The sequence below is a fragment of the Saccharothrix sp. genome (assembly GCF_031180885.1).
Taxonomy (GTDB): domain Bacteria; phylum Actinomycetota; class Actinomycetes; order Mycobacteriales; family Pseudonocardiaceae; genus Actinosynnema.
Genome location: NZ_JAPSLK010000081.1, coordinates 1 through 25,724, shown reverse-complemented (window position 1 = coordinate 25,724; position 25,724 = coordinate 1). Strand labels below are relative to the sequence as shown.

The 25,724-nt window shown below is 69.3% G+C and carries 21 protein-coding genes; 20 read left to right on the top strand and 1 reads right to left on the bottom strand.

Annotated features, from left to right (window positions below):
• The 3 genes from nusG to rplA form a co-directional block, all read left to right on the top strand.
• Positions 1–477, top strand: a 477-nt coding sequence (gene nusG, locus RIN75_RS41155) for a transcription termination/antitermination protein NusG (RefSeq protein WP_309117538.1), incomplete at its 5' end; no start/stop codon positions are given.
• A gap of 112 nt (positions 478–589) precedes the next feature.
• Complete coding sequence (rplK, locus tag RIN75_RS41150; protein WP_121009989.1) at positions 590–1,024, top strand: 50S ribosomal protein L11; 435 nt, start codon at positions 590–592, stop codon at positions 1,022–1,024.
• Positions 1,025–1,098: 74 nt separating this feature from the next.
• Complete coding sequence (gene rplA / locus RIN75_RS41145; RefSeq protein ID WP_309117537.1) at positions 1,099–1,815, top strand: 50S ribosomal protein L1; 717 nt, start codon at positions 1,099–1,101, stop codon at positions 1,813–1,815.
• A gap of 66 nt (positions 1,816–1,881) precedes the next feature.
• Here rplA and RIN75_RS41140 read toward each other — a convergent pair whose 3' ends face one another.
• Positions 1,882–2,601, bottom strand: coding sequence for a hypothetical protein (locus tag RIN75_RS41140; RefSeq protein ID WP_309117536.1), 720 nt, complete (start codon positions 2,599–2,601; stop codon positions 1,882–1,884).
• Between the two features lie 263 nt (positions 2,602–2,864).
• Here RIN75_RS41140 and rplJ point away from each other — a divergent pair, with 263 nt between their 5' ends.
• The 17 genes from rplJ to RIN75_RS41055 all read left to right on the top strand — a co-directional run.
• Positions 2,865–3,419, top strand: a complete 555-nt coding sequence (rplJ, locus tag RIN75_RS41135; protein WP_121224848.1) for a 50S ribosomal protein L10 — start codon at positions 2,865–2,867, stop codon at positions 3,417–3,419.
• Positions 3,420–3,474: 55 nt separating this feature from the next.
• Positions 3,475–3,864, top strand: a complete 390-nt coding sequence (gene rplL, locus RIN75_RS41130; RefSeq protein WP_309117535.1) for a 50S ribosomal protein L7/L12 — start codon at positions 3,475–3,477, stop codon at positions 3,862–3,864.
• A 344-nt stretch (positions 3,865–4,208) separates the two neighbouring features.
• On the top strand, positions 4,209–5,342 hold the full coding sequence (locus RIN75_RS41125) for an ATP-binding cassette domain-containing protein (RefSeq protein WP_309117534.1): 1,134 nt from the start codon (positions 4,209–4,211) through the stop codon (positions 5,340–5,342).
• A gap of 50 nt (positions 5,343–5,392) precedes the next feature.
• Positions 5,393–6,124 carry an ABC transporter permease gene (locus RIN75_RS41120; RefSeq protein WP_309117540.1) on the top strand — a complete coding sequence of 244 codons (732 nt, stop codon included), beginning with the start codon at positions 5,393–5,395 and terminating at the stop codon, positions 6,122–6,124.
• A 1-nt stretch (position 6,125) separates the two neighbouring features.
• Positions 6,126–6,965, top strand: coding sequence for an ABC transporter permease (locus RIN75_RS41115; protein ID WP_309117533.1), 840 nt, complete (start codon positions 6,126–6,128; stop codon positions 6,963–6,965).
• On the top strand, positions 6,962–8,311 hold the full coding sequence (locus tag RIN75_RS41110; protein ID WP_309117532.1) for an MCE family protein: 1,350 nt from the start codon (positions 6,962–6,964) through the stop codon (positions 8,309–8,311). Before RIN75_RS41115 ends, RIN75_RS41110 begins: the two co-directional genes overlap by 4 nt.
• A complete protein-coding gene (locus tag RIN75_RS41105) occupies positions 8,308–9,336 on the top strand; it encodes an MCE family protein (protein ID WP_309117531.1) in 1,029 nt (342 codons plus the stop codon). Before RIN75_RS41110 ends, RIN75_RS41105 begins: the two co-directional genes overlap by 4 nt.
• A 32-nt stretch (positions 9,337–9,368) precedes the next feature.
• Positions 9,369–10,376, top strand: coding sequence for an MCE family protein (locus RIN75_RS41100; RefSeq protein ID WP_309117530.1), 1,008 nt, complete (start codon positions 9,369–9,371; stop codon positions 10,374–10,376).
• Between the two features lie 2 nt (positions 10,377–10,378).
• Positions 10,379–11,548, top strand: coding sequence for an MCE family protein (locus RIN75_RS41095; RefSeq protein ID WP_309117529.1), 1,170 nt, complete (start codon positions 10,379–10,381; stop codon positions 11,546–11,548).
• Positions 11,545–12,696, top strand: a complete 1,152-nt coding sequence (locus RIN75_RS41090; RefSeq protein ID WP_375296092.1) for an MCE family protein — start codon at positions 11,545–11,547, stop codon at positions 12,694–12,696. The genes RIN75_RS41095 and RIN75_RS41090 overlap by 4 nt, the downstream gene beginning before the upstream one ends.
• Positions 12,693–13,919, top strand: coding sequence for an MCE family protein (locus RIN75_RS41085; RefSeq protein ID WP_309117528.1), 1,227 nt, complete (start codon positions 12,693–12,695; stop codon positions 13,917–13,919). The genes RIN75_RS41090 and RIN75_RS41085 overlap by 4 nt, the downstream gene beginning before the upstream one ends.
• A gap of 15 nt (positions 13,920–13,934) precedes the next feature.
• Positions 13,935–14,441, top strand: a complete 507-nt coding sequence (locus tag RIN75_RS41080; protein ID WP_309117527.1) for a hypothetical protein — start codon at positions 13,935–13,937, stop codon at positions 14,439–14,441.
• A gap of 15 nt (positions 14,442–14,456) precedes the next feature.
• Positions 14,457–15,350 (top strand): hypothetical protein, encoded by an 894-nt coding sequence (locus RIN75_RS41075; RefSeq protein WP_309117526.1) that lies wholly within the window; start codon positions 14,457–14,459, stop codon positions 15,348–15,350.
• 821 nt (positions 15,351–16,171) lie between these two features.
• On the top strand, positions 16,172–19,654 hold the full coding sequence (gene rpoB, locus RIN75_RS41070; protein ID WP_309117525.1) for a DNA-directed RNA polymerase subunit beta: 3,483 nt from the start codon (positions 16,172–16,174) through the stop codon (positions 19,652–19,654).
• A gap of 114 nt (positions 19,655–19,768) precedes the next feature.
• Positions 19,769–23,665, top strand: a complete 3,897-nt coding sequence (locus tag RIN75_RS41065; RefSeq protein WP_309117524.1) for a DNA-directed RNA polymerase subunit beta' — start codon at positions 19,769–19,771, stop codon at positions 23,663–23,665.
• Between the two features lie 549 nt (positions 23,666–24,214).
• Positions 24,215–24,985, top strand: coding sequence for a L,D-transpeptidase (locus tag RIN75_RS41060; protein ID WP_309117523.1), 771 nt, complete (start codon positions 24,215–24,217; stop codon positions 24,983–24,985).
• A gap of 14 nt (positions 24,986–24,999) precedes the next feature.
• On the top strand, positions 25,000–25,724 hold a 725-nt coding region (locus tag RIN75_RS41055), incomplete at its 3' end, for a choice-of-anchor P family protein (protein ID WP_309117522.1).

The following is a 25,724-nucleotide window of genomic DNA, read 5'->3' as shown; positions in this document are numbered from 1 at the left end:
GACATGGAGGACTACATCTTCCAGGTCGAGGTGCCGACCGAGGAAGTCACCGAGATCAAGAACGGCCAGCGCAAGCAGGTGCAGCGCAAGGTGCTGCCCGGCTACATCCTGGTCCGGATGGAGCTCAACGACGCCTCGTGGAGCGCGGTGCGCAACACGCCGGGCGTCACCGGTTTCGTCGGCGCGACCTCGAAGCCGTCGCCGCTGACCATCGACGAGGTGCTCAAGTTCCTGCTGCCGCAGGTCGAGCAGAAGCCGGCCGCCGGGAAGAAAACGGCCGCCACGCCCGTTAAGTCCACGGTCGAGGTCGACTTCGAGGTCGGCGAGTCGGTCACCGTCATGGACGGCCCGTTCGCCACGCTGCCCGCGACGATCAGCGAGGTCAACGCGGACGGCCAGAAGCTGAAGGTCCTGGTGTCGATCTTCGGCCGCGAGACTCCGGTCGAGCTGTCGTTCAGCCAGGTCTCCAAGATCTGACCGGGTCCCTCCCGGTCGGGTCACCAGACTCCGGCGCCCTGGTCGGGTGTCGGCAGCCACGCTGCGGCTGGCAGGGCCGCGCGCGGACACCGCAATAACAGGAAGCACTGAGATGCCACCCAAGAAGAAGAAGCTCGCAGCGATCATCAAGCTGCAGATCAAGGCCGGGGCCGCGAACCCGGCGCCGCCGGTCGGCCCCGCGCTGGGTCAGCACGGCGTGAACATCATGGAGTTCTGCAAGGCGTACAACGCGGCGACCGAGTCGCAGCGCGGCACCGTGGTGCCCGTCGAGATCTCCGTGTACGAAGACCGCTCGTTCGACTTCAAGCTCAAGACGCCGCCGGCCGCGAAGCTGCTGCTGAAGGCCGCGGGCGTGGAGAAGGGCTCGGGCGAGCCGCACCGGAACAAGGTCGCCAAGGTGACCATGGACCAGGTGCGCGAGATCGCCCAGACCAAGATGGTCGACCTGAACGCCAACGACGTGGACCAGGCGGCGAAGATCATCGCCGGCACCGCCCGCTCCATGGGCATCACCGTCGAAGGCTGACCCGTTCTTTTTGATCCCGTGGGAGAGCCAAGCGCTGGCTCGTCACCACTACTGTTTGGTTAAGGAACAGAAGCATGAAGCGCAGCAAGGCGTACAAGGCCGCGGCTGAGCTGGTGGACCGGGAGCGGCTGTACACGCCGCTGGAGGCCGCGAAGCTCGCCAAGGAGACGTCCAAGGTCAAGCTGGACGCGACCGTCGAGGTCGCCATCCGGCTCGGCGTCGACCCCCGCAAGGCCGACCAGATGGTCCGCGGCACCGTGAACCTGCCGCACGGTACGGGCAAGACCGCCCGCGTGATCGTCTTCGCGACCGGCGACAAGGCCAACGAGGCCACCGCCGCCGGTGCGGACGCGGTCGGCAGCGAGGACCTGATCGAGCGCATCCAGGGTGGCTGGCTCGACTTCGACGCCGCGATCGCGACCCCGGACCAGATGGCGAAGGTCGGCCGCATCGCCCGCATCCTCGGCCCGCGCGGCCTGATGCCGAACCCGAAGACCGGCACCGTGACGCCCGACGTCGCGAAGGCCGTGACGGACATCAAGGGCGGCAAGATCAACTTCCGCGTGGACAAGCAGGCCAACCTGCACATCGTCATCGGCAAGGCGTCCTTCGAGCCGGAGAAGCTGGTCGAGAACTACGCCGCCGCCCTCGACGAGATCCTCCGCGCGAAGCCGTCCGCCGCCAAGGGCCGCTACCTGAAGAAGGTCACCGTCTCCACGACGATGGGCCCCGGCATCCCGGTCGACCCGAACCGCACCCGCAACCTGCTGAGCGACGAAGCCACCGCCTGATCCGGCTCGGCGCTGTAGCTGACGAAAGCCCCTCGGCACCTGGTGCCGAGGGGCTTTCGCTTTGCTTCAGCAGGTGGGTTCGGCCTGGTAACCGGTGATGACCCAGGACCCGCTCGGCTCGAGCTTCGTCAGCGTGAACTTCCCGAGCCGCGGACCACCCGTCACCTCCATCTCGCACGACGACACCACCGCGGTGTTGCCGGACGGGGTGCCGGTCGCCGAGTCGGGGAACTTCGGACGCTGGTAGAGGTCGACGTTGGTGACCTGCTTCTTCAGCGCGTGGATCGCGGACTCGCAGTCGGGTGCCCCGAAGGCCTGCGCGAACGCCTTCTTCGCCTCGCCGTCATCGGCGAACAAGAGGCAGCCCCGGTCGGAGATGTCCTGGGACACGTGGCTGTACAGCCGGCCCACGGTTCCGTTGATGCCGAACGGGGTGCTCGGCGCGGTCTGGTTGCCCTGCTTGCCGCCCTTGCTCTGCGCGACGTCGCCGGGGTCGTCGCTGCCGAAGTAGTGATCGTAGGCGAACGACAGCAGGAGCAGCACCAGCACGAGATAGATCAGGCGGCGGACGAGCTTGCTGCCCAGCAGGACCTTCCACAGAGGCTTACGCGCCGGCGGGGGCGGGGGGAGTGGTTGGGATGGCGGGGTGCCCGGGGGGAGGGCTTGGGTGCCCTGGGCTTGTTGGAAGCGTTGGAACTCCTGGAACCGTTGGAACTCCTGGAACTGCCGGAGCTGTTCCGGGTCGATGTCCGGGGGCGGCGGGTTCCGCGGGGGTTCGTCGGTCACGGGTCACATCATGCCGATTTGGAGGCGTCGGGACACATCCCGTACGCTGTTCGACGGTTCCACCAAAGACCGCTGGTCTTCCCGCGCCCTCGGGCGTGGGAACGAAGGGTTCGCACGGCGAACGGCCCGCGCAGGAGGACGAGGTAAGCATCGGACGCGCCCAGCGCGTCTCTTCCGCCCCGTGCTGCTGTGCGCCGGGGCGTTTTTCATGCCTCCTCTTCGAGCCGGCCGGCGGTTCACCGAAGCCCAGAGAGGAGGCGATCATGGCGAAGCCCAGCAAGGTTTCGGCCGTCGCCGAGCTGACGGACAAGTTCCGCGGCAGCTCGGCCGCCGTCGTCACCGAGTACCGTGGCCTCTCCATGGCGCAGCTCACCACGCTGCGTCGCGCTCTCGGCGCGGGCACCACGTACACCGTTGCGAAGAACACGCTGGTCAAGCGTGCCGCTCAGGACGCGGGCGTCGAGGGTCTGGAAGACCTGCTCGTCGGCCCGACCGCCATCGCCTTCGTCGAAGGCGAGCCGGTCGACGCGGCCAAGGCGCTGCGCGACTTCGCGAAGGACAACAAGGCCCTGGTCATCAAGGGCGGCTTCATGGACGGCCGCCCCCTCTCGGTCGACGAGGTCACCGCGATCGCGGACCTCGAGACCCGCGAGGTGCTGCTCGCCAAGCTGGCGGGCGCGATGAAGGGCAACCTGGCCAAGGCCGCGGGTCTGTTCAACGCCCCGGCTTCCCAGGTCGCTCGCCTGGCCGCTGCCCTGCAGGAGAAGAAGGCTTCGGAGGCGCCCGCCGCCGACGCCGAGGCTCCGGCCGAAAGCTGATCAACCCGACACATCGCGTCCAGTTCGGGCGTTGAATTAGAAAGGACCGCCGATCATGGCGAAGCTCAGCACCGACGAGCTGCTCGACGCGTTCAAGGAGATGACCCTCCTGGAGCTGTCGGCGTTCGTGAAGCAGTTCGAGGAGACCTTCGAGGTCACCGCCGCCGCGCCGGTCGCCGTCGCCGCCGCCCCGGCCGCCGGTGGCGCCGCTGCTCCGGCCGAGGAGGAGAAGGACGAGTTCACCGTCGTCCTCGAGTCCGCCGGTGACAAGAAGATCCAGGTCATCAAGGTCGTCCGCGAGGTCGTCTCGGGCCTGGGCCTGAAGGAGGCCAAGGAGCTGGTCGAGTCCGCTCCGAAGCCGCTGCTGGAGAACGTGGCGAAGGACGTCGCCGACGCCGCCAAGGAGAAGCTCGAGGCCGCCGGCGCCAAGATCTCGCTCAAGTGAGCCGAGCGGCTCGCCGGGGACACCGGCGGGTCGGCGCCTGAAAGCTGAACGCGCGAAAGGGCGGGCACCCCGTGTGGGTGCCCGCCCTTTCGCATGTCCCGGACAGCTCCCGAACCTGCCCCGAAGCCGTCCCGAAGACCGCAAGAACGCGTGTGACGTTCACGTACCTGTGACCCGTAGATTGGCCGAAACGGGCGAAACGGAGATCACATCCGGTGTTACGTTTCCGTGACCCCCGCTAACCCAACTGAGGAGTAACCACCGCGCGACGGGCTCGTTGCACGGGTATGGCGACCCGCTGCGCGGGTCCGCCGAGGCGTTGTGGCCGGTGACCTGGAGGTGCGATGGGCGTCGAGGTGGTCGTCGAAGGTCTGACCAAGTCCTTCGGCAAGCAGACCATCTGGCGGGACGTCACGCTCACCCTGCCGCCCGGCGAGGTCAGCGTGATGCTCGGTCCCTCCGGAACCGGCAAGTCCGTCTTCCTCAAGTCCCTCGTGGGCCTGCTGAAGCCGGAAAAGGGCCGGATCATGATCAACGGCACCGACCTGGTCCGGTGCTCCGAGCACAAGCTCTACGAGATCCGGAAGCTGTTCGGCGTCCTGTTCCAGGACGGCGCGCTGTTCGGCTCGATGAACCTCTTCGACAACGTGGCGTTCCCGCTGCGCGAGCACACCCGCAAGACCGAGGCCGAGGTCCGGCGGATCGTGCTCGAGAAGATGGAGATGGTCGGCCTCGTCGGCGCGGAGAAGAAGCTGCCCGGCGAGATCTCCGGCGGTATGCGCAAGCGCGCAGGCCTCGCCCGCGCCCTGGTGCTGGACCCGGAGATCATCCTGTGCGACGAGCCGGACTCCGGTCTCGACCCGGTCCGCACCGCCTACCTCTCCCAGCTGCTGATCGACCTGAACTCGCAGATCGACGCCACGATCCTGATCGTCACGCACAACATCACCGTGGCCCGCACCGTCCCGGACAACCTGGGCATGCTCTTCCGCCGCGAACTGGTCATGTTCGGCCCCCGCGAGGTGCTGCTGACCAGCGACGAACCGGTGGTGGAGCAGTTCCTCAACGGCCGCCGCATCGGGCCGATCGGCATGTCGGAGGAGAAGGACCAGGCCACCATGGCCGCCGAGCTGGCGCACCGGGACGCGGGCCACTCCGACGGCTCCCCGGACGAGGACGTGCGCGGCGTGGTGCCGCAGCTCGAACCCACCCCCGGCCTGCCGCCGCGCACCGCCGTGCGCCGCCGCAAGGACCGGGTCATGAGCATCATCCACACGCTGCCGCCGCAGGCGCAGCAGGGCATCATCGCGAGCCTCACGCCCGAGGAGCAGCGCCACTACCGCGTGCTGGCCACCTCCAGCCAGAGCCGGCAGTCCTACGACAACACCATCCCGGACCGGACCATCCCCGGCGGCAGCACGATCCCCGCCGACCGGCCCGCGCCCAGCCCCTGGCCCCGGCAGGGAGGCCAGCTGTGAGCACCCCCGCGACCTTCCCCGGCGCGGGCGCCCTGCGGGAGACCGGCCGGATGTTCGCGCTCGGCATCGACGTCGTCCGCAACACGTTCCGCCGCCCGTTCCAGGTCCGCGAGTTCGTCCAGCAGTGCTGGTTCGTGGTCAGCGTGACCGTGCTGCCCACGGCGCTGGTCTCGATCCCGTTCGGCGCGGTCATCGCGCTGCAGATCGGCTCGCTGACCAGGCAGATCGGCGCCCAGTCGTTCACCGGCGCGGCCAGCGTGCTGGCGATCATCCAGCAGGCCAGCCCGATCGTGACGGCGCTGCTCATCGCGGGCGCCGGCGGCAGCGCCATCTGCGCCGACCTGGGCTCGCGCAAGATCCGCGAGGAGATCGACGCCATGGAGGTGCTGGGCGTCTCGCCGATCCAGCGCCTGGTGGTGCCCCGCGTGCTGGCCGCGATGCTGGTCAGCGTCCTGCTCAACGGCATGGTCAGCGTCGTCGGCGTGATGGGCGGCTACTTCTTCAACGTGATCATGCAGGACGGCACGCCCGGCGCGTACCTGGCGAGCTTCAGCGCCCTCGCGCAGCTCCCGGACCTGTGGATCTCCGAGATCAAGGCGTTGATCTTCGGCTTCATCGCGGGCATCGTCGCGGCCTACCGGGGCCTGAACCCGGCGGGCGGCCCGAAGGGCGTGGGCGACGCGGTGAACCAGGCCGTGGTCATCACGTTCCTGCTGCTGTTCTTCGTGAACTTCGTGCTCACCACGATCTACCTCCAGGTCGTCCCGGCGAAGGGGAGCTGAGATGGCCACGATCGGCAACCGCGCGCGCAAGGCGGCCAACGCCCCGCTGAACATGCTCGACACGTTCGGCGACCAGCTCTGGTTCTACCTGCGCGCCCTCATGTGGGTGCCCCGCACGCTGCACCGCTACCTGCGGGAAACCCTCCGGCTGCTGGCCGAGGTCAGCTTCGGGTCGGGCGCGCTGGCGGTCATCGGCGGCACCATCGGCGTGATGGTCGGCCTGTCGGTGTTCACCGGCACGGTCGTCGGCCTCCAAGGCTTCGCCGCGCTGAACCAGATCGGCACGTCGGCGTTCGCGGGCTTCGTGTCGGCCTACTTCAACACCCGCGAGATCGCGCCGCTGGTGGCCGGTCTCGCGCTGAGCGCCACGGTCGGCTCCGGCTTCACCGCCCAGCTCGGCGCGATGCGGATCTCCGAGGAGATCGACGCGCTGGAGGTCATGGGCATCCCGAGCATGCCGTTCCTGGTGACCACCCGGATCATCGCGGGCTTCATCGCGATCATCCCGCTCTACGTGATCGGCCTGCTCACGAGCTATCTCGCGGCACGGCTCATCACAGTCGAGCTATATGGGCAGTCAGCAGGCACATATGACCATTACTTCAACCTGTTCCTACCCCCGGTAGACGTGCTCTGGTCGTTCGGCAAGGTCCTCGTCTTCTCGGTCGTGATCATCCTGACGCACTGCTACTACGGCTACCGGGCCTCCGGCGGCCCGGCGGGCGTGGGCGTCGCGGTCGGCCGCGCGGTGCGCACCGCGATCGTCACGACGAGCCTGCTGGACTTCTTCCTGAGCCTCGCGATCTGGGGCACGACGACCACGGTGAGGATCGCCGGATGATCACCCGCAGGCTCCTGGGCGTCGTCTTCCTCGCGGTGATCGCCCTCTTCCTCAGCCTCTCCGTCGCGCTGTACAAGGACGCCTTCACCGACGTCGTGAAGGTGACGCTGAAGACCGACCGGGTCGGCAACCAGCTCCTGCTCGCCTCGGACGTCAAGGTGCGCGGGCTGATCGTCGGCGAGGTCGCGGGCATCCGCACCGAGGGCGACGGCGCGGTGCTGGAACTGGCGCTGCACCCCGACCAGGTCGCGAACATCCCGGGCAACGTCTCGGCGCGCCTGCTGCCCAAGACGCTGTTCGGCGAGCGGTACGTGAACCTGGTCATGCCCAAGCAGCCCGATTTGGCCAACCACCTCGACGACGGCGACGTCATCGAGCAGGACCGGTCCAGCAGCGCGATCGAGCTGGAGCGGGTGCTGGACGACCTGCTGCCGGTGCTCCAGGCGGTGCAGCCGGAGAAGCTCGCCACCACGCTGACCGCCATGTCGCAGGCCTTGGACAACCGGGGCGAGCAGCTCGGCGAGACGATGGTCCAGCTCGACCGCTACCTCGGCGAACTCAACCCGCAGCTGCCCGCCCTCAAGCAGGGCATCAGCAAGCTGGCCGAGGTCTCCGACGTCTACGCCGACGCCGCGCCGGACCTGGTGCAGGCCCTGTCCGACGCCACCGTCACCAGCCGCACCCTGGTCGACCAGCGGGACAAGCTGCTGGCCATGTACGGCGCGCTGACCACCACCGCGGTCGACCTGAACAGCTTCGTCTCGGTGAACCGGAACAACCTGATCCAGCTCGCCGACGTGTCGCGGCCGACGCTGGAGCTGCTGGCCAAGTACGCGCCCGAGTACCCGTGCCTGCTCAAGGGCCTCACCGAGTTCAAGCCGATCATGGACCAGGTGTTCGGCAAGGGCACCGACGAGCCCGGCCTGCACATCACCCTGGAGATCACCGCGGACCGGGGCAAGTACGAGCCGGGCAAGGACGACCCGGAGTACGCCGACAAGCGCGGTCCGCGCTGCTACGACATCGTCCCGCGGCCCGACCCGTTCCCCCAGTACCCGCCGGATGGCCCGGTGAAGGACGGTTCGACCTCACCGCCGCCCGCCCGGGTCGCGAACGACGGCGTCCTGCCGCCCGCGACCGGCCAGGACGCGCACGGCAACGGCACCACGTTCCCGTCGGCGATCGGCGGTCCCGCGATCGCGCCGAGCCTCGCGAACTCACCCGAGGAGATGGACTTCCTCGCCGCGCTGCTCGCGCCGCAGTTCGGCCTCCAGAAGTCGGAGATGCCCAGCTTCACGGCCCTGCTGCTGGGGCCGCTGTACCGGGGAGCGGAGGTGACCGTGTGAGGAGCCTCGCCGCGCCGCTGGTCAAGCTGTCGATCTTCGCCGTCGTCACGGTCATGGCGACCGCGCTGCTCGCGGTGACCATCTCGAACGTCAACTTCAACGGCGCCACCACCTACACGGCCCGGTTCACCGACGTCACCGCGCTCAACGAGGGCGACGACATCCGCATCGCGGGTGTGCGGGTGGGCCAGGTGCAGGAGATCCGGGTGGTGGACCGCCGGCTCGCGGAGGTCGAGTTCTCGCTGGAGGGCGAGCGCCGGCTGCCGTCCTCGGCGACCGCGACCATCAAGTACCGCAACCTGGTCGGCCAGCGGTACATCGCGCTGGAGCACGGCGTGGGCGACGCGTCACCGCTCAAGCCCGGCGACGTGATCCCGCTGGAGCGCACCAAGCCCGCGCTGGACCTGACCGTCCTGTTCAACGGCTTCAAGCCGCTGTTCCAGGCGCTCAACCCGGACGACGTGAACAAGCTGTCCAACGAGATCATCCAGGTCCTCCAGGGCGAGGGCGGCACGATCGACAGCCTGCTGCGGCACACCGCGTCGCTCACGTCGACCCTGGCGAGCCGGGACAAGGTGATCGGCGAGGTCATCGACAACCTGAACACCGTTCTGGACACCGTGAACAGCCGTACGGACCAGGTCTCGACGCTCGTCGCGACCCTCCAGGAGCTGACCACGGGCCTGGCCGGCGACCGGCAGCCGATCGGCGAGTCGATCGCGGCCTTGGGCGACCTGACCAACACCACGGCCGGCCTGCTCAACGAGGCCCGCGAGCCGCTGAAGAACGACATCGCCCACCTGGGCTTGGTGTCCCAGACGCTGGCCGACAACGAGGCGGTCGTCGAGGGCGTCATCCAGCGGCTGCCGACCAAGATCGAGGCGATGGCGCGCACCGCGTCCTACGGCTCCTGGTTCAACTTCTTCCTGTGCGAGGGCACGGGTCAGATCGCGGTCCCGCCGGTCATCAAGGACCCGATCCCGATCACGCCCCTGCCCGTGACCCATCCGAGGTGCCGCCGGTGAATACCCCAAGAGGAGCGACACAGCGGAACCCGGTGACCATCGGCGCGGTCAGCCTGACCGTGATCGCGCTGCTGGTGCTCGCCGCCTTCTACTCCGACGACCTGCCGATCATCGGCGGCGGCACCACCTACCAGGCCGAGTTCAGCGAGGCCGCGGGCCTGGTGCCGAGCAACGAGGTGCGGGTCGCGGGCGTGAAGGTCGGCAAGGTGACCGACGTCGAGCTGGCCGGTGACAAGGTGCTGGTGTCGTTCAAGGTCAAGGACGCCTGGGTGGGCGACCGGACCACCGCCACCATCCGGATCAAGACCCTGCTCGGGCAGAAGTTCCTGGCCCTGGACCCGCAGGGGTCCGAGCCGATGGACCCGGGCAACCCGATCCCCCGCGAGCGCACCCTGTCCCCGTACGACGTGCAGGAGGCGTTCAACGGCCTCGCGTCCACGGTCGGCCAGATTGACACCAAGCAGCTCGCGGACAGCTTCCAGGTGCTGACCGAGACCCTCGACGGCACCAAGGACAGCGTCCGCGGCGCGCTGGACGGCCTGTCCGCGCTGTCCAAGACGATTTCCTCGCGCGACGAGCAGCTGGCGAAGCTGCTGGCCAACACCCGGCAGGTCACCCAGACCCTGGCCGACCGCAACGAGCAGTTCGAGAAGCTGCTCGCGGACGGCAACCTGCTGCTCGGCGAGCTGCGCAAGCGCCGGGACGCCATCGGCGCGCTGCTGTCCGGCACCCGCGAGCTGTCCAAGGAGCTGTCGGGCCTGGTGGCGGACAACAACGCCCAGCTCAAGCCCGCCCTGGAGCAGCTGGACCGGGTGGCCACGATGCTCCAGCGCAACCAGGACACGCTCAGCCGCAGCCTCGCGCTGATGGCCCCGTTCTACCGGGTGTTCGCCAACACCCTGGGCAACGGCCGGTGGTTCGACACCTACGTCTGCGGCCTCCTGCCGCCGTCGGTGAACCTCGGCGTGGTCGGCTTCAACGAAGAGGGCTGCCTGCCCCCCGGCGTGCAGCGTTCGACTCCTTCTGGGGGTGGGAACTGAATATGGCTACCACCAGAGTCGGACGTGACCTGGGCCGTGCCGTGGCGATCGCGTGCGTGCTCGCGCTCGTCGCCGCCGCGGCGATGTGGTGGGCGTTCGCCGGCGCGAACAGCCGGAAGGTGACCGCGCTGTTCGGCGCGGCGGTCGGCGTGTACCCCGGCTCGGACGTGCGGGTGCTGGGCGTGCGGATCGGGTCCATCGAGGACGTCGAGCCGCAGGGCACGCTGGTCAAGGTCACCATGTCGATCGACCGGACGGTCAAGGTCCCGGCGAACGCGCAGGCCGTCGTGGTCGCGCCGAGCGTGGTCAGCGACCGGTACGTCCAGCTCGCCCCCGCCTACACGGCCGGGCCGACCCTGGGCGACAACGTGACGATCCCGCGCGAGCGCACCGCCACCCCGGTCGAGCTGGACGAGCTGTACGCGAGCCTGGAGAAGCTGACCACCGCGCTGGGCCCGAACGGGGCCAACAAGGACGGCGCGCTGTCGGACCTGCTGGACTCGGCGGCGGCCAACCTCGACGGCAACGGCAAGGCCCTCGGCGACACCATCAAGCAGCTCGGCGACGCCACCCGGACCCTGTCCGGGTCGAAGGACGACCTGTTCGGCACCGTCGACAACCTCCAGAAGTTCACCGGCATGCTGGCCGCCAACGACAGCCAGGTCCGCGACATGAACCGGCAGCTCGCCGAGGTCGCCGGGTTCCTCGCCGACGAGCGGGAGAACCTGGGCGCGGCGCTCACCGAGCTGGCCAACGCGTTGGGCCAGGTGCAGGGGTTCATCCGGGACAACCGGGCGATCATCAAGTCCAACGTGGACAAGCTGACCGGCATCACCCAGGTCCTGGTGGACCAGCGGGCGGCGCTGGCCGAGACCCTGGACGTCGCCCCGCTGGCCCTGGGCAACCTCCAGAACGCCTACAACGCGGCGTCGGGCACGCTCGACACCCGCGCCGACCTGAACGAGCTGAACCAGCCGCCGATCGTGCTGGTCTGCAAGCTGATCCAGTCCGTCGAACCGGGCAAGGTGCCCCTGGTGCTGTCGCAAGCGTGCCAACAGCTCGAACCGATCCTGTCCGGCGCGGTGCCGCTCAAGACGCCCGCCGAGGTGCTGACCGACCTGAACCAGGGCAAGGTGCCGCTGCCCCTGCCGCTCGCGGGGGTGCCCCAGTGAGGCGTTTCGTGGGTCTGATGGCCGGCGCCCTGCTGCTCACCGGCTGCGGGTCGGGCGGCTTCGACGGCGTCTACAACATGCCGCTGCCCGGCGGCGCGGACGTCGGCGACCGGCCGTACTCGGTGAAGGTGCAGTTCAAGGACGTCCTGGACCTGGTGCCGCAGGCCGGCGTGAAGGTCAACGACGTGCCGGTGGGCCGGGTCGACCGGATCGCCCTGGCCGCCGACGGCTGGACCGCCGAGGTGACCGTCCTGGTCAACGGGGACGTGAAGCTGCCCGCCAACGCGGTCGCCAAGCTGCGCCAGTCCGCGCTGCTCGGCGAGAAGTACGTGGAGCTGGCCAAGCCGGCCGAGGGCCGCGAGGAGGGCACGCTCGGCGACGGCGCGACCATCCCGGTGGAGCGGACCAACCGCAACCCGGAGGTCGAGGAGGTCTTCGGCGCGCTGTCCATGCTGCTCAACGGCGGTGGGATCGCCCAGCTCCAGAACATCAGCAAGGAGCTGAGCGCGGCCCTCGAAGGCAACGAGCCGGAGATCAAGTCCCTGCTCACCAACCTGAACACGTTGGTCGGCGAGCTGGACGGGCACAAGACCGAGATCACCCGGGCGCTGGACGGCGTGAACCGGCTCGCGGGCACGCTGAGCGCCCAGCGCGACCAGATCAGCGGCGTGCTGGAGGGGTTGGAGCCGGGTCTGAAGGTGCTCAGCGAGCAGCGCACCCAGCTGGTGACCCTGTTGCAGTCGCTGGACTCGCTGGCCGACGTCGCCGTGGACACGATCGACAAGTCCAAGGACGACATCGTCGCCGACCTGAAGGCGCTCCAGCCCACGTTGCAGAAGCTGGTCGAGGCGGGCACGAACCTGCCCAACGCGTTCGAGCTGCTGCTGACCTACCCGTTCCCGGACGCGGCCACCGACGGCATCAAGGGCGACTACACCAACCTGTACGCCGACCTCGACCTGAACCTGGGCACGATCGTGGACAACCTGGGCCGGTCGCGGCAGAGCCCGCCGCCGGGGCTGCCCGGCCTGGACGGCCACGCGCCGTCCCTGCCGCTCCCGCTGCCCAACCTCCCGCTGCCGGACGTCGGCGGCCACACCGGTCTCGGTGACGTGCTCGGCGGACTCCTGGGAGGTGGTCGGCGGTGATGACGGCCCGGACCCGCCTGCAGATCATCGCGTTCGTGGTGATCGCGCTGGTCGGCGTGAGCTACGTGGGCGCCCGGTACGTCGGCTTGGGCCGCGCGTTCGGCTCGACCGGCTACGTGGTGAAGATGCAGCTCGCCGACTCCGGCGGCGTGTTCACCAACGCCGAGGTCACCTACCGCGGCGTGACCGTCGGCCGGGTCGGCGAGATGCGGCTGACCGCCGACGGCATCGAGGTCGACCTGGACATCGACCCGTCCGCGCCGCGCATCCCCGCCGACCTGGAGGCCGTGGTCGCCAACCGGTCCGCGGTCGGCGAGCAGTTCGTCGACCTGCGCCCGCACGGCGAGGACGGCCCGTACCTGGAGGCCGGCTCGGTCATCCCGCGCAGCGCGACCAAGACCCCGCCGCCGGTGGACGGCCTGCTCACCAGCCTCGACGCGTTCGCCAAGTCGGTGCCCACCGACTCGCTGCGCACCGTGGTGGACGAGCTTGACCAGGCGTTCAACGGCACCGGCCCGGACCTCCAGGTGCTGCTGGACAACACCCGAGTCTTCACCGACGCGGCCACCCAGCACCTGCCGCAGACCAAGGCGCTGATCAACGACGGCCTGGTCGTCCTCAACACCCAGGTCGCCCAGGGCAGCGCGATCAGGTCGTTCTCCAGCGACCTGCGGGCGCTGTCGGAGACCCTGAAGAACTCCGACAGCGACCTCCGCGCCCTCATCGGCGTCTCGCCGCAGGCCGCCGAGCAGCTGTCCGCGCTGCTCCGGGAGACCGGGCCGAACCTGGGCGTGGTCTTCGCCAACCTGCTCACCACCGGCAACATCATGGTGACCAGGCTGGACGGCCTGGAGCAGATCGCGGTGACCTACCCGATCGTCGTCGGCGGCGGTTTCAGCGTGGCCAAGGGCGACGGCACCGGCGCCCACTTCGGCCTCGCGCTGAACGCCTTCGACCCGCCGCCGTGCACGGTCGGCTACGAGGGCACCAAGATCCGCCAGGGCACCGACACCACGCCCGGGGAGTTCAACGCCGGGGCGTACTGCGCCCTGGCGCCCGGCAGCGTGACCGGCGTGCGCGGCGCCCAGAACGCGCCGTACGGTGGCACCCCGGGTACCCCGAAGGGCGACGAGACGTCCCAGCCCGGCCGGGAACCCGCCGGTCAGCCGACCGAGCCGGTGGTCCTGACCAGCCTGGGACAGCTGCTCGGCCTGCCGGGCTAGAGCGGAGAGGACATCGTGCGACGTTTCTTCCTGCCGATCGCGGCCGTGCTGGCGGTGCTCGCCGCCGGGTACGCCACCTGGGCCGGCGTGTCGTGGTGGAACGCCTCGACGAACGACTCGGTGGCGTTCGCCCGGGAGCGGGAGGAGGTGCTGCGGGTGGGCCAGGTCGGCATCGCGAACTTCACGACCCTGGACTACAAGAAGGTCGACGACGACCTGAACCGGTGGGTCGACTCGTCGACCGGTGACCTGCGCACCGAGATCGAGAACGGGCGCGCGACCCGCAAGAAGCAGATCGAGGACGCCAAGACGGTGACGGTGAGCAGGGTGCTGGACGCGGCCGTCACCGACCTGGACACGCGGGCGGGCAAGGCGCACGTGATCGCCGTGGTCGAGACGACGGTGACCCCGGAGGGCGGCCAGCCGGTCAAGAAGGTCAACCGCTACCAGACCGCCCTGACCCGCACCGACGTCGGCTGGAAGCTCAACGCGCTCGGCCCGGTCGCGGCCGGCGGCGCCTGAGGATAGGAACCACTCGTGCCCCCGTCACGCCGCCGCCCCGTCCCGTCCACCCCCACGGGCAGGCCGAAGGTAGCCGGCCTCCGCAAGCGCCCGGAGACCCAGCCGCCCCCGGCCGATCCCGAGGCGACTCCCGCTTCGGACCTCGCGGGCGACCGCCCGGTCGATCGTGGGGTCGATCACCCGGTCGATCACCCGGCGGACGAGGTCGAGCCGTCACCTTTCGTCGAGGCGGTGCCCGAGACCTCTGATCCGGCCCCGGCCGCCGACCCGAAGCCCCGCCCGACCGGCCGCCGCAAGCGCTCCGGCACCCCGGTCCCGACGGCTGCCGAGGAGCCTCGCCGGACCGTTCGCAAGGTCGACGAGGAGCCCGCCGAGCCCGGTGGCGTGGTGCTGCCGATCGCGTTGGTGCTGGTGGCGGTGGTGCTGGTGGGCTTGGGCGTGTGGTTCCAGATGCGGTCCGGGGACGTGAAGTACAACAAGGCCCTGGTGGACAGCGCCGGCACCACGGAGGTCGCGGGTCAGGTGCGGGAGGCGGTCGAGAAGTCGTTCTCGTACAACTTCGCGGACGTGGCCGGGACCGAGAAGGCGGCGAACGAGCTGCTGGTCGGCAAGGCGAAGTGCCAGTACAACGCGATCTTCGGGCCGGTGAAGACGCTGGCGCCGGAGCAGAAGCTGGTGGTGACGGTGAAGGCCGTGTCCACCGGCGTGACGAGTTTGGACGCGGACCGGGCGACGGTGCTGCTGTTCCTGGACCAGGTCACGACGCGGACGACGGACAACCAGAGCGGCGGCGGCATCGCGATGATGCGCGCGGGTGCCCAGAAGGTCGACGGCCGCTGGAAGGTCGACAACATGGAGATGTTCGGCGCCGCGGCCGACCAGTCCGCCGCCCTCGCCAAGTGCAACTGACCGGCCACGTGGAGTAACGGCGAGCCCGGCCCGCTCGGCCCACAGGGCCGGGCTGCTCGCCACCCGCCCGGCCCCAGGGCCGCTCGCCGAGCCCTGCCCCGCCCCGCCGAGCCCCGACCCCTCGCCTGTTGTCGGCTGGGCCGCCCGCCGCCGCTGCCGCCGGGATGTGCCCTGCCCGCCGCTCGCCCTTCGCCGTTGTCCGCTCTTGTACCCCCGCGCCCCTCGCCGAAACGCCCGCCGAAGCGCTCCGCCGTGGCCGCCGGTCCCAACTCGATGATCTCACGGGGCACCGACAATTCCGCGCTCCCGCGCCCCGGGGGTGGGCGAGGGGTAGTCGAAGGGTCGCTGAGCGTGCGCGGTAGGTTGACGATCATCCGCAAGAGGTTCGCCGCCCGTCGAAACCGCCTCGCGCAACGACGTAGTACAGTGATCTCCGCCACACTTTTTCCCCGGCTACTGAACGGAATCGCCGGGCCTTCCCGAAGGGCGACAAACACCAGCCAACAGTTCACCGCGACCCACAAGCGTGTAATTCCGCAGGTCAACGCGGTAACCCGGCGTGAACACCGCTTGCGCCACGCGAGTGATCGCCGCGTGGCATCTTGACTGACGGCGTCGGCGGGGTCACTCTGTCGGTGACGACGAGAAAGGTCCTTCCAGGTGCCTCTCGACAGTTGGCGTGCGCGTGGCTAGACTGCCCCTTTGCGCTGCCCTCTTTCCGTTTGCCCTTCGCCGAGAGCTGGATTGCCGGGCATCGCCGCACCCTTGACAGCCGTGCTAGTCCGCTGCTAGCCAGCTACCTGTCCCTGGAAGGACGCATCTTGGCGATCTCTCGCGCGACCAAGGCCACTGCTGCGACCAACTCCACGTCGGGGATTCCCGGAGCGCCGAAGCGAGTCTCTTTCGCGAAGATCCACGAGCCGCTTCAGACGCCCAACCTGCTCGACCTGCAGATTCAGTCCTTCGAATGGCTCACCGGCGACGAGGCGTGGTTCCAGCGCCGCGTCGACGAGGGTGACGAGGCGCCGGTCGGCGGCCTCGAGGAGGTCCTGAACGAGATCTCCCCCATCGAGGACTTCTCCGGCTCGATGTCGCTCTCCTTCTCCGACCCGCGCTTCGACGAGGTCAAGGCCTCCGCCGAGGAGTGCAAGGACAAGGACATGACGTACGCGGCCCCGCTGTTCGTCACGGCGGAGTTCACCAACCACACCACCGGCGAGATCAAGAGCCAGACGGTGTTCATGGGTGACTTCCCGATGATGACGGACAAGGGCACGTTCATCATCAACGGCACCGAGCGGGTCGTCGTGTCCCAGCTCGTCCGGTCGCCCGGTGTCTACTTCGACACCGCGATCGACAAGACGACCGACAAGGACGTCTTCAGCGTCAAGATCATCCCTTCGCGGGGTGCCTGGCTGGAGTTCGACGTCGACAAGCGCGACACCGTCGGCGTCCGCATCGACCGCAAGCGCAGGCAGCCCGTGACGGTGCTGCTCAAGGCGCTGGGCTGGACCACCGAGCAGATCCGGGAGCGGTTCTCCTTCTCCGAGACGCTGCTGACCACGCTCGAGAAGGACCACACCGCCGGCACCGACGAGGCGTTGCTCGACATCTACCGGAAGCTGCGTCCGGGCGAGCCGCCGACGAAGGAGTCCGCGCAGGCGCTGCTGGAGAACCTGTTCTTCAAGGACAAGCGCTACGACCTGGCCAAGGTGGGCCGCTACAAGGTCAACAAGAAGCTGGGCCTGGACATCCCGATCACCACGGGTGTGCTGACCGAGGACGACATCGTCACGACGATCGAGTACCTGGTCCGCCTGCACGCGGGTGAGACGACCATGAAGCCGGGCGAGCGGGAGGTGCCGGTCGAGGTCGACGACATCGACCACTTCGGCAACCGCCGCCTGCGCACCGTCGGCGAGCTGATCCAGAACCAGATCCGGGTCGGCCTGTCCCGCATGGAGCGCGTCGTGCGCGAGCGCATGACGACCCAGGACGTCGAGGCCATCACGCCGCAGACCCTGATCAACATCCGCCCGGTGGTGGCGGCGATCAAGGAGTTCTTCGGCACCTCCCAGCTGTCGCAGTTCATGGACCAGACGAACCCGCTGGCGGGCCTGACCCACAAGCGCCGCCTGTCGGCGCTGGGCCCCGGCGGTCTGTCCCGCGAGCGGGCCGGCATGGAGGTCCGCGACGTCCACCCGTCGCACTACGGCCGCATGTGCCCGATCGAGACGCCGGAAGGCCCGAACATCGGTCTGATCGGCTCGCTGTCCTCCTACGGGCGGGTCAACCCGTTCGGCTTCATCGAGACGCCGTACCGCAAGGTCGTCGACGGCCGGGTCACCGACCAGATCGACTACCTGACCGCGGACGAGGAAGACCGCTACGTCAAGGCGCAGGCCAACGCGAAGATCGACGACGAGGGCAACTTCCTCGAGGACCGCGTCCTGGTCCGCAAGAAGGGCGGCGAGGTCGAGCAGATCGACCCCAAGGACGTCGACTACATGGACGTCTCCCCGCGCCAGATGGTGTCGGCGGCGACCGCCATGATCCCCTTCCTCGAGCACGACGACGCCAACCGCGCCCTGATGGGCGCGAACATGCAGCGCCAGGCCGTGCCGCTGCTCCGCTCGGAGTCGCCGCTGGTCGGCACCGGCATGGAGCTGCGCGCCGCGGTCGACGCCGGTGACGTCGTGGTGGCCAAGAAGACCGGTGTGGTCGAGGAGATCTCCGCCGACTACGTCACGGTCATGGCCGACGACGGCTCGCGGCAGACCTACGGCCTGCACAAGTTCCGCCGCTCGAACCAGGGCACCTGCATCAACCAGAAGCCCATCGTCAACGAGGGCGACCGGGTGCAGGAGGGCCAGGTGCTGGCCGACGGGCCGTGCACCGAGAACGGCGAGATGGCGCTGGGCAAGAACCTGCTCGTCGCGATCATGCCGTGGGAGGGCCACAACTACGAGGACGCGATCATCCTGTCGCAGCGCCTCGTGCAGGACGACGTCCTGACCTCGATCCACATCGAGGAGCACGAGATCGACGCGCGGGACACCAAGCTGGGCGCCGAGGAGATCACCCGGGACATCCCGAACGTCTCCGAGGAGGTCCTGGCCGACCTCGACGAGCGGGGCATCATCCGCATCGGCGCCGAGGTCCAGCCGGGCGACATCCTGGTCGGCAAGGTCACGCCCAAGGGCGAGACCGAGCTGACCCCGGAGGAGCGCCTGCTGCGCGCGATCTTCGGCGAGAAGGCCCGCGAGGTGCGCGACACGTCCCTGAAGGTGCCGCACGGCGAGTACGGCAAGGTCATCGGCATCCGCGTGTTCAGCCGCGAGGACGACGACGAGCTGCCCCCGGGCGTGAACGAGCTGGTCCGCGTCTACGTGGCCCAGAAGCGCAAGATCCAGGACGGCGACAAGCTCGCCGGCCGCCACGGCAACAAGGGCGTCATCGGCAAGATCCTCCCCGTCGAGGACATGCCGTTCCTGGAAGACGGCACCCCGGTGGACATCGTGCTGAACACGCACGGTGTGCCGCGTCGTATGAACATCGGCCAGGTGCTGGAGACCCACCTCGGGTGGATCGCCAAGCAGGGCTGGAGCATCGACGGCAACCCGGACTGGGCGAAGAACCTGCCGGAGGAGCTGTACGAGGTCGAGCCGGGCACGAAGACCGCCACCCCGGTCTTCGACGGCGCCCGCGAGGACGAGATCACCGGTCTGCTGGGCTCCACCATCCCGAACCGCGACGGCGAGCGGATGGTCAAGGAGAACGGCAAGGCGCAGCTGTTCGACGGCCGCAGCGGTGAGCCCTACCCGTTCCCGGTGTCGGTCGGCTACATGTACATCCTGAAGCTGCTGCACCTGGTGGACGACAAGATCCACGCCCGCTCCACCGGCCCGTACTCGATGATCACCCAGCAGCCGCTCGGTGGTAAGGCGCAGTTCGGTGGCCAGCGCTTCGGTGAGATGGAGTGCTGGGCGATGCAGGCCTACGGCGCGGCCTACACGCTGCAGGAACTGCTGACCATCAAGTCCGACGACGTTCTCGGCCGGGTGAAGGTCTACGAGGCCATCGTCAAGGGCGAGAACATCCCGGAGCCGGGCATCCCGGAGTCCTTCAAGGTGCTGCTGAAGGAGCTTCAGTCGCTGTGCCTCAACGTCGAGGTGCTGTCCTCGGACGGCGCCGCGATCGAGATGCGCGACGGCGACGACGAAGACCTCGAGCGCGCGGCCGCGAACCTCGGCATCAACCTGTCGCGGTCCGAGTCGCCGTCCGTGGACGACGTCGTCAACTAAGAACCCTCGCCGGTCGGGCGGGGGACGCCTCCCGCATCCCCCGCCCGATCCCGCCACCAGCTCCTTCAGCCGGCCCTCGACGGGCAACCGATCCAAAAGGGGAAGAGAGTAGACGTGCTCGACGTCAACTTCTTCGATGAGCTTCGCATCGGTCTCGCGACCGCGGACGACATCCGCCAGTGGTCCTTCGGCGAGGTCAAGAAGCCCGAGACCATCAACTACCGCACGCTCAAGCCGGAGAAGGACGGCTTGTTCTGCGAGAAGATCTTCGGTCCCACCCGGGACTGGGAGTGCTACTGCGGCAAGTACAAGCGCGTCCGGTTCAAGGGCATCATCTGCGAGCGCTGCGGCGTCGAGGTGACCCGCGCCAAGGTGCGCCGCGAGCGGATGGGCCACATCGAACTGGCCGCGCCGGTCACGCACATCTGGTACTTCAAGGGCGTCCCCAGCCGGTTGGGCTACCTGCTCGACCTGGCCCCCAAGGACCTCGAGAAGATCATCTACTTCGCGGCCTACGTCATCGTGGGCGTGAACAACGAGCTGCGCCACAACGACCTGCCGACCCTCGAGAACGAGATGCAGGTCGAGCGCAAGCGCGTGGAGAACCGCCGCGACGCCGACGTGGAGGCGCGGGCGCAGAAGCTCGAGGCCGACCTGGCCGAGCTGGAGGCGGAGGGCGCCAAGTCCGACGTGCGCCGCAAGGTCAAGGAGGGCGGCGAGCGCGAGATGCGCCAGCTCCGCGACCGCGCCCAGCGCGAGCTGGACCGCCTCGACGAGATCTGGTCCACCTTCACCAAGTTGGAGAAGGGCCAGCTCATCGCGGACGAGCTGCTCTACCGCGAGCTGTACGACCGCTACGGCGACTACTTCACCGGCGCCATGGGCGCGGAGGCCATCCAGAAGCTGCTGGGTGACTACGACGTCGACGCCGAGGCCGAGGTGCTGCGCGAGACCATCCGCAGCGGCAAGGGCCAGAAGAAGCTGCGCGCCCTCAAGCGGCTGAAGGTCGTCGCCGCGTTCCAGGCGACCCGCAACAACCCGCAGGGCATGGTCCTGGACTGCGTCCCGGTCATCCCGCCGGACCTGCGCCCGATGGTGCAGCTCGACGGTGGCCGCTTCGCGACCTCCGACCTCAACGACCTGTACCGCCGGGTCATCAACCGGAACAACCGCCTCAAGCGGCTGATCGACCTCGGCGCGCCCGAGATCATCGTCAACAACGAGAAGCGGATGCTCCAGGAGGCCGTCGACGCGCTGTTCGACAACGGCCGCCGCGGCCGTCCGGTCACCGGTCCGGGCAACCGGCCGCTGAAGTCGCTGTCCGACCTGCTCAAGGGCAAGCAGGGCCGGTTCCGCCAGAACCTGCTCGGCAAGCGCGTCGACTACTCCGGCCGTTCGGTCATCGTGGTCGGCCCGCAGCTCAAGCTGCACCAGTGCGGCCTGCCCAAGCAGATGGCGCTGGAGCTGTTCAAGCCGTTCGTGATGAAGCGGCTGGTGGACCTCAACCACGCGCAGAACATCAAGTCCGCCAAGCGGATGGTCGAGCGCGCCCGCCCGGCCGTGTGGGACGTGCTGGAAGAGGTCATCACCGAGCACCCGGTGCTGCTCAACCGCGCGCCCACGCTGCACCGCCTCGGCATCCAGGCCTTCGAGCCGCAGCTGGTGGAGGGCAAGGCCATCCAGCTGCACCCGCTGGTCTGTGAGGCGTTCAACGCCGACTTCGACGGTGACCAGATGGCGGTCCACCTGCCGCTGTCCGCGGAGGCGCAGGCCGAGGCCCGCGTGCTGATGCTGTCGTCGAACAACATCCTCTCGCCCGCGTCGGGCAAGCCGCTGGCCATGCCGCGTCTGGACATGGTGACCGGCCTGTACCACCTGACCCGGCACAAGGAGGGCGACGTCGGCGAGGGCCAGGCGTACTCCTCGCCCGCCGAGGCGCTGATGGCGTTCGACCGCAAGGTCCTGGGCCTGCAGGCGATGGTGAAGATCCGCATCGCGGACAAGAACCCGCCGAAGGGCCAGGAGCCGGAGGGCTGGGAGCCCGGTCAGCCGTGGCTGGCCGAGACCACCCTGGGCCGCGTGCTGTTCAACGAGGTCCTGCCGCAGGACTACCCGTTCCTGAACGAGGTCATGCCCAAGAAGCGGCAGGCCACGGTCATCAACGACCTCGCCGAGCGGTACCCGATGGTCACCGTCGCCCGGACGCTGGACAAGCTGAAGGACGCGGGCTTCTACTGGGCCACCCGGTCCGGTGTCACCGTCGCGATCTCCGACGTGCTCGTGCCGGAGGCCAAGCAGGGCATCCTGGACGAGTACGAGAAGCTCGCCGACGCGGTGGAGAAGCGCTACCAGCGCGGTCAGCTCTCCTACGCGGAGCGCAACAACGAGCTGGTCAAGGTGTGGACCCGGGCGACCGAAGAGGTGGCCGAGGTCATGGAGGCCAACTTCCCCGAGGACAACTCGATCCGCATGATCGTGAAGTCCGGCGCGGCGGGCAACATGACCCAGGTCCGCTCGCTGGCGGGCATGCGCGGTCTGGTGACCAACCCGAAGGGCGAGTACATCCCGCGGCCGATCAAGAACTCGTTCCGCGAGGGCCTGTCGGTGCTGGAGTACTTCATCGCCACGCACGGCGCCCGCAAGGGTCTGGCGGACACCGCGCTGCGGACCGCCGACTCGGGCTACCTGACCCGTCGTCTGGTGGACGTCTCGCAGGACGTCATCATCCGCGAGATCGACTGCGGCACCAGCCGCGGCGTGAACATGACGGTCGGCGAGCGGCTGGGCGACAAGGTCGTCCTGCACGAGTTCGCGCAGACCTCGGTCTACGCCCGGACCATCGCCGAGGACATCACCGACGCGGACGGCAACGTCGTCCTCAACCGCGGTGACGACCTGGGCGACCCGGCGCTGCAGACGCTGGTCGCGAACGGCGTGACCCGGGTCAAGGTCCGCTCCGTGCTGACCTGCGAGTCGGCGGTCGGCGTGTGCGCGTCCTGCTACGGCCGCTCGATGGCGACCGGCAAGCTGGTCGACGTCGGCGAGGCCGTCGGCATCGTCGCCGCCCAGTCGATCGGTGAGCCCGGCACGCAGCTGACCATGCGCACCTTCCACCAGGGTGGTGTCGCCGGTGACGACATCACCACCGGTCTGCCCCGTGTGCAGGAGCTCTTCGAGGCTCGTGTGCCCAAGGGCAAGGCGCCCATCGCGGACGTCGACGGCCGGGTGCGCATCGAGGACGGCGACCGGTTCTGGAAGATCACCCTCATCCCGGACGACGGGTCCGAGGAGATCGTCTTCGACAAGCTGTCGAAGCGCCAGCGCCTGGCCAACACCCCCACCGGCCCGCTGCAGGACGGCGACCACGTGTCCGTCGGCCAGCAGCTGCTGGAGGGCACGCCCGACCCGCACGAGGTGCTGCGCGTCATGGGTCCGCGCGAGGCCCAGCTGCACCTGGTGCAGGAGGTCCAGAAGGTCTACCGGGCCCAGGGCGTGGCGATCCACGACAAGCACATCGAGGTCATCGTCCGGCAGATGCTGCGCCGGGTGACGATCATCGACTCGGGCGCCACCGAGTTCCTGCCGGGCTCGCTGGTCGAGCGCGCGGAGTTCGAGTCGGGCAACCGCGCGGTCGTGGCCGAGGGTGGCGAGCCGGCGGCCGGTCGTCCGGTGCTGATGGGCATCACGAAGGCGTCGCTGGCCACGGACTCGTGGCTGTCGGCGGCCTCCTTCCAGGAGACCACGCGTGTCCTGACCGACGCCGCGATCAACGGCCGGTCGGACAAGCTGATCGGCCTGAAGGAGAACGTGATCATCGGCAAGCTGATCCCGGCCGGCACCGGCATCAACCGGTACCGGAACATCCAGGTCCAGCCGACCGAGGAGGCCCGGGCGGCGGCGTACGCCATCCCGAGCTACGACGACGGGTACTACACCCCGGACGTCTTCGGCACCGGCACGGGCGCGGCGGTCCCGCTCGACGACTACGACTTCGGTCGCGACTACCGCTGATTTCGCCAGTCCTGAACGGCCCCCGAAGCCTCCCGCTTCGGGGGCCGTTCGCGTAGTGACACACGGGCTGCGTCACGTCGGGCGTTCCGCCCGCCCACCCCCACGCGCCCGCGCCTCCGCACCCTTGCACCCCCGCCCGCCCGCACCCGCCCGCGCCCGCCCGCGCCCGCCCGCGCCTCCGCACCCTGCGCGCCCGCACCCCGCGCCCGCACCCGCCCGCACCCCGCGCCTCCGCGCACCCTCGCGCCCGCGTTGGGCATCGACATCGAGGTCCAGCCCACCTCCGCAGCGGCCGTCGTGGCGCTTCTGGACGGTCCGAACGGGATGGTTCAAATCCGGTAAAGGTCCAGTGTCGGATCAGCGCGTGCGCATGGGTGTCGTAAAGAACGCTGCGGCATTCGGGTGATGCGCGCCTAGCCCTCTTGTCCAACCTACTTCTCGGTAGATAGCTTTCCGATCGGACGCGATCTTGCGCCCGACAGGCCGTGATCCGGCCGAACCTCGAGGTACCTCCGCCGCCTTCGGACCCTCGACCGATCAGGAACCACGATGTTTCGTGTGCTGCTGGTCGCGCTGGTGACGGCCTTCGCCGTCTCCTCGTGCGCCGGCTCCGAACCACCACCCCCGCCCCAGCCCCGGCCGCAGGCCGTCGACGTGCAGTCGTTCGCCGTGCTCCCCGAGGCCACCACGTTCGCGAAGATCGAAGCCCTCCCGCGGGACGACGACACGTCGCCCACGGCGGGCCAGGTCCTGCGCGCCAAGAAGGACGTGCCCGTTTACGACGCCGTGAACGGTCGCGCCGTCGCGAAGCTCCCCGCCACCCAGCTCGGCTCGCCGACCTGGGTGCCCGAGGTCGACCGGAAGGACGGCTGGTCGAAGGTCCTGCTGCCGTCCCGGCCCAACCGGTCCGCCGGCTGGGTGTTCACCGGCTCGGACGACTTCGAACGCGCCGAGAACGACTACCTGGTCACCGTCGACCTGGCCGCGTTCCGGCTGGACGTCACCGAGAAGGGCCGCTCGATCGGCACGTGGACCGTCGGCACGGGCAGCGCCCAGCACCCGACGCCCACCGGCCGGACCTACGTCATGGCCTCCATCAAGGAGACCGTGGCGACGTTCAGCCCGTACGTCCTCCCGCTCGGCTCGCACTCCGAGAGCCACGAGACCTTCGGCGGCGGCCCCGGCACGGTGGCCCTGCACGGCTGGCCGGACGACACCCCGTTCGGCACGGCGAGCAGCGACGGCTGCATCCGCGTCCCCGACGACGCGCTCGACCTCCTCATCACCCTCCCGCTGGGGACCGTGGTGATCGTCAAGTGAAAGGCACATCCCCCATGAAGAGAACCGCGGCCCTGGTCACCGCCGCCCTCCTCGTCGCCACCGCCGGCACCGCGCAGGCCCAGGTGGCCAAGCGGCAGGCGGCGGCCGGCACCCCGAGCTCCGCGTTCGCCCTGTCCGCGTCCGGCCTGCTCACCGTCGAGCCCCAGGCCGCGCTGGACGGCTCCAAGGGCTACCGCCAGACCTCCGTCGCCTCGGTCGCGCTGCCGGACGCCAAGTCCCCGGTGATCACCGCCGGCGTGCTGAACACCGAGGTGGACACGAACTCCGCCAAGGCGAGCGTGGCCGACCTCAAGGCCCAGCTCGGCCTGCTGAAGCTCGGCGACCTGACCTCCCTGACCGCCGAGGTCATCAGCGCGACCTGCGTGGACGGCACCGGCGCCGTCACCCTGGCCGCCGCGAAGGCCGGTTCCACCGCGCTCGACCTGCACCCGGGCCCGAACACCCGCGTCCAGGTGCCCGGCGTGCTGTCGGTCGTGCTGAACAAGCAGACCCGCGCCGCCGACGGCTCGCTCACCGTGGTCGCGGTGTCCGTCGAGCTGGCCGGCCCGCAGAAGATCGACATCGCCTCGGCCACATGCGCGCAGGGCGTGCAGAAGCCGGTGCCGACCAGCACCCCGTCCGCGACGCCGACGAAGCCGTCCACGACCACCCCGGCCCCGTCCGCCCCGGGCAAGGCGCCGCGTCCGACTCCCGTCGAAGGCCACCTGCCGGTGACGGG

Bases quoted from the DNA above. Each gene is read 5' to 3' on its own strand.
- rplK (WP_121009989.1), top strand. From the start codon at position 590: ATGCCACCCAAGAAGAAGAAGCTCGCAGCGATCATCAAGCTGCAGATC.
- rplA (WP_309117537.1), top strand. From the start codon at position 1,099: ATGAAGCGCAGCAAGGCGTACAAGGCCGCGGCTGAGCTGGTGGACCGG.
- rplJ (WP_121224848.1), top strand. From the start codon at position 2,865: ATGGCGAAGCCCAGCAAGGTTTCGGCCGTCGCCGAGCTGACGGACAAG.
- rplL (WP_309117535.1), top strand. From the start codon at position 3,475: ATGGCGAAGCTCAGCACCGACGAGCTGCTCGACGCGTTCAAGGAGATG.
- RIN75_RS41125 (WP_309117534.1), top strand. From the start codon at position 4,209: ATGGGCGTCGAGGTGGTCGTCGAAGGTCTGACCAAGTCCTTCGGCAAG.
- RIN75_RS41120 (WP_309117540.1), top strand. From the start codon at position 5,393: ATGTTCGCGCTCGGCATCGACGTCGTCCGCAACACGTTCCGCCGCCCG.
- RIN75_RS41115 (WP_309117533.1), top strand. From the start codon at position 6,126: ATGGCCACGATCGGCAACCGCGCGCGCAAGGCGGCCAACGCCCCGCTG.
- RIN75_RS41110 (WP_309117532.1), top strand. From the start codon at position 6,962: ATGATCACCCGCAGGCTCCTGGGCGTCGTCTTCCTCGCGGTGATCGCC.
- RIN75_RS41095 (WP_309117529.1), top strand. From the start codon at position 10,379: ATGGCTACCACCAGAGTCGGACGTGACCTGGGCCGTGCCGTGGCGATC.
- RIN75_RS41060 (WP_309117523.1), top strand. From the start codon at position 24,215: ATGTTTCGTGTGCTGCTGGTCGCGCTGGTGACGGCCTTCGCCGTCTCC.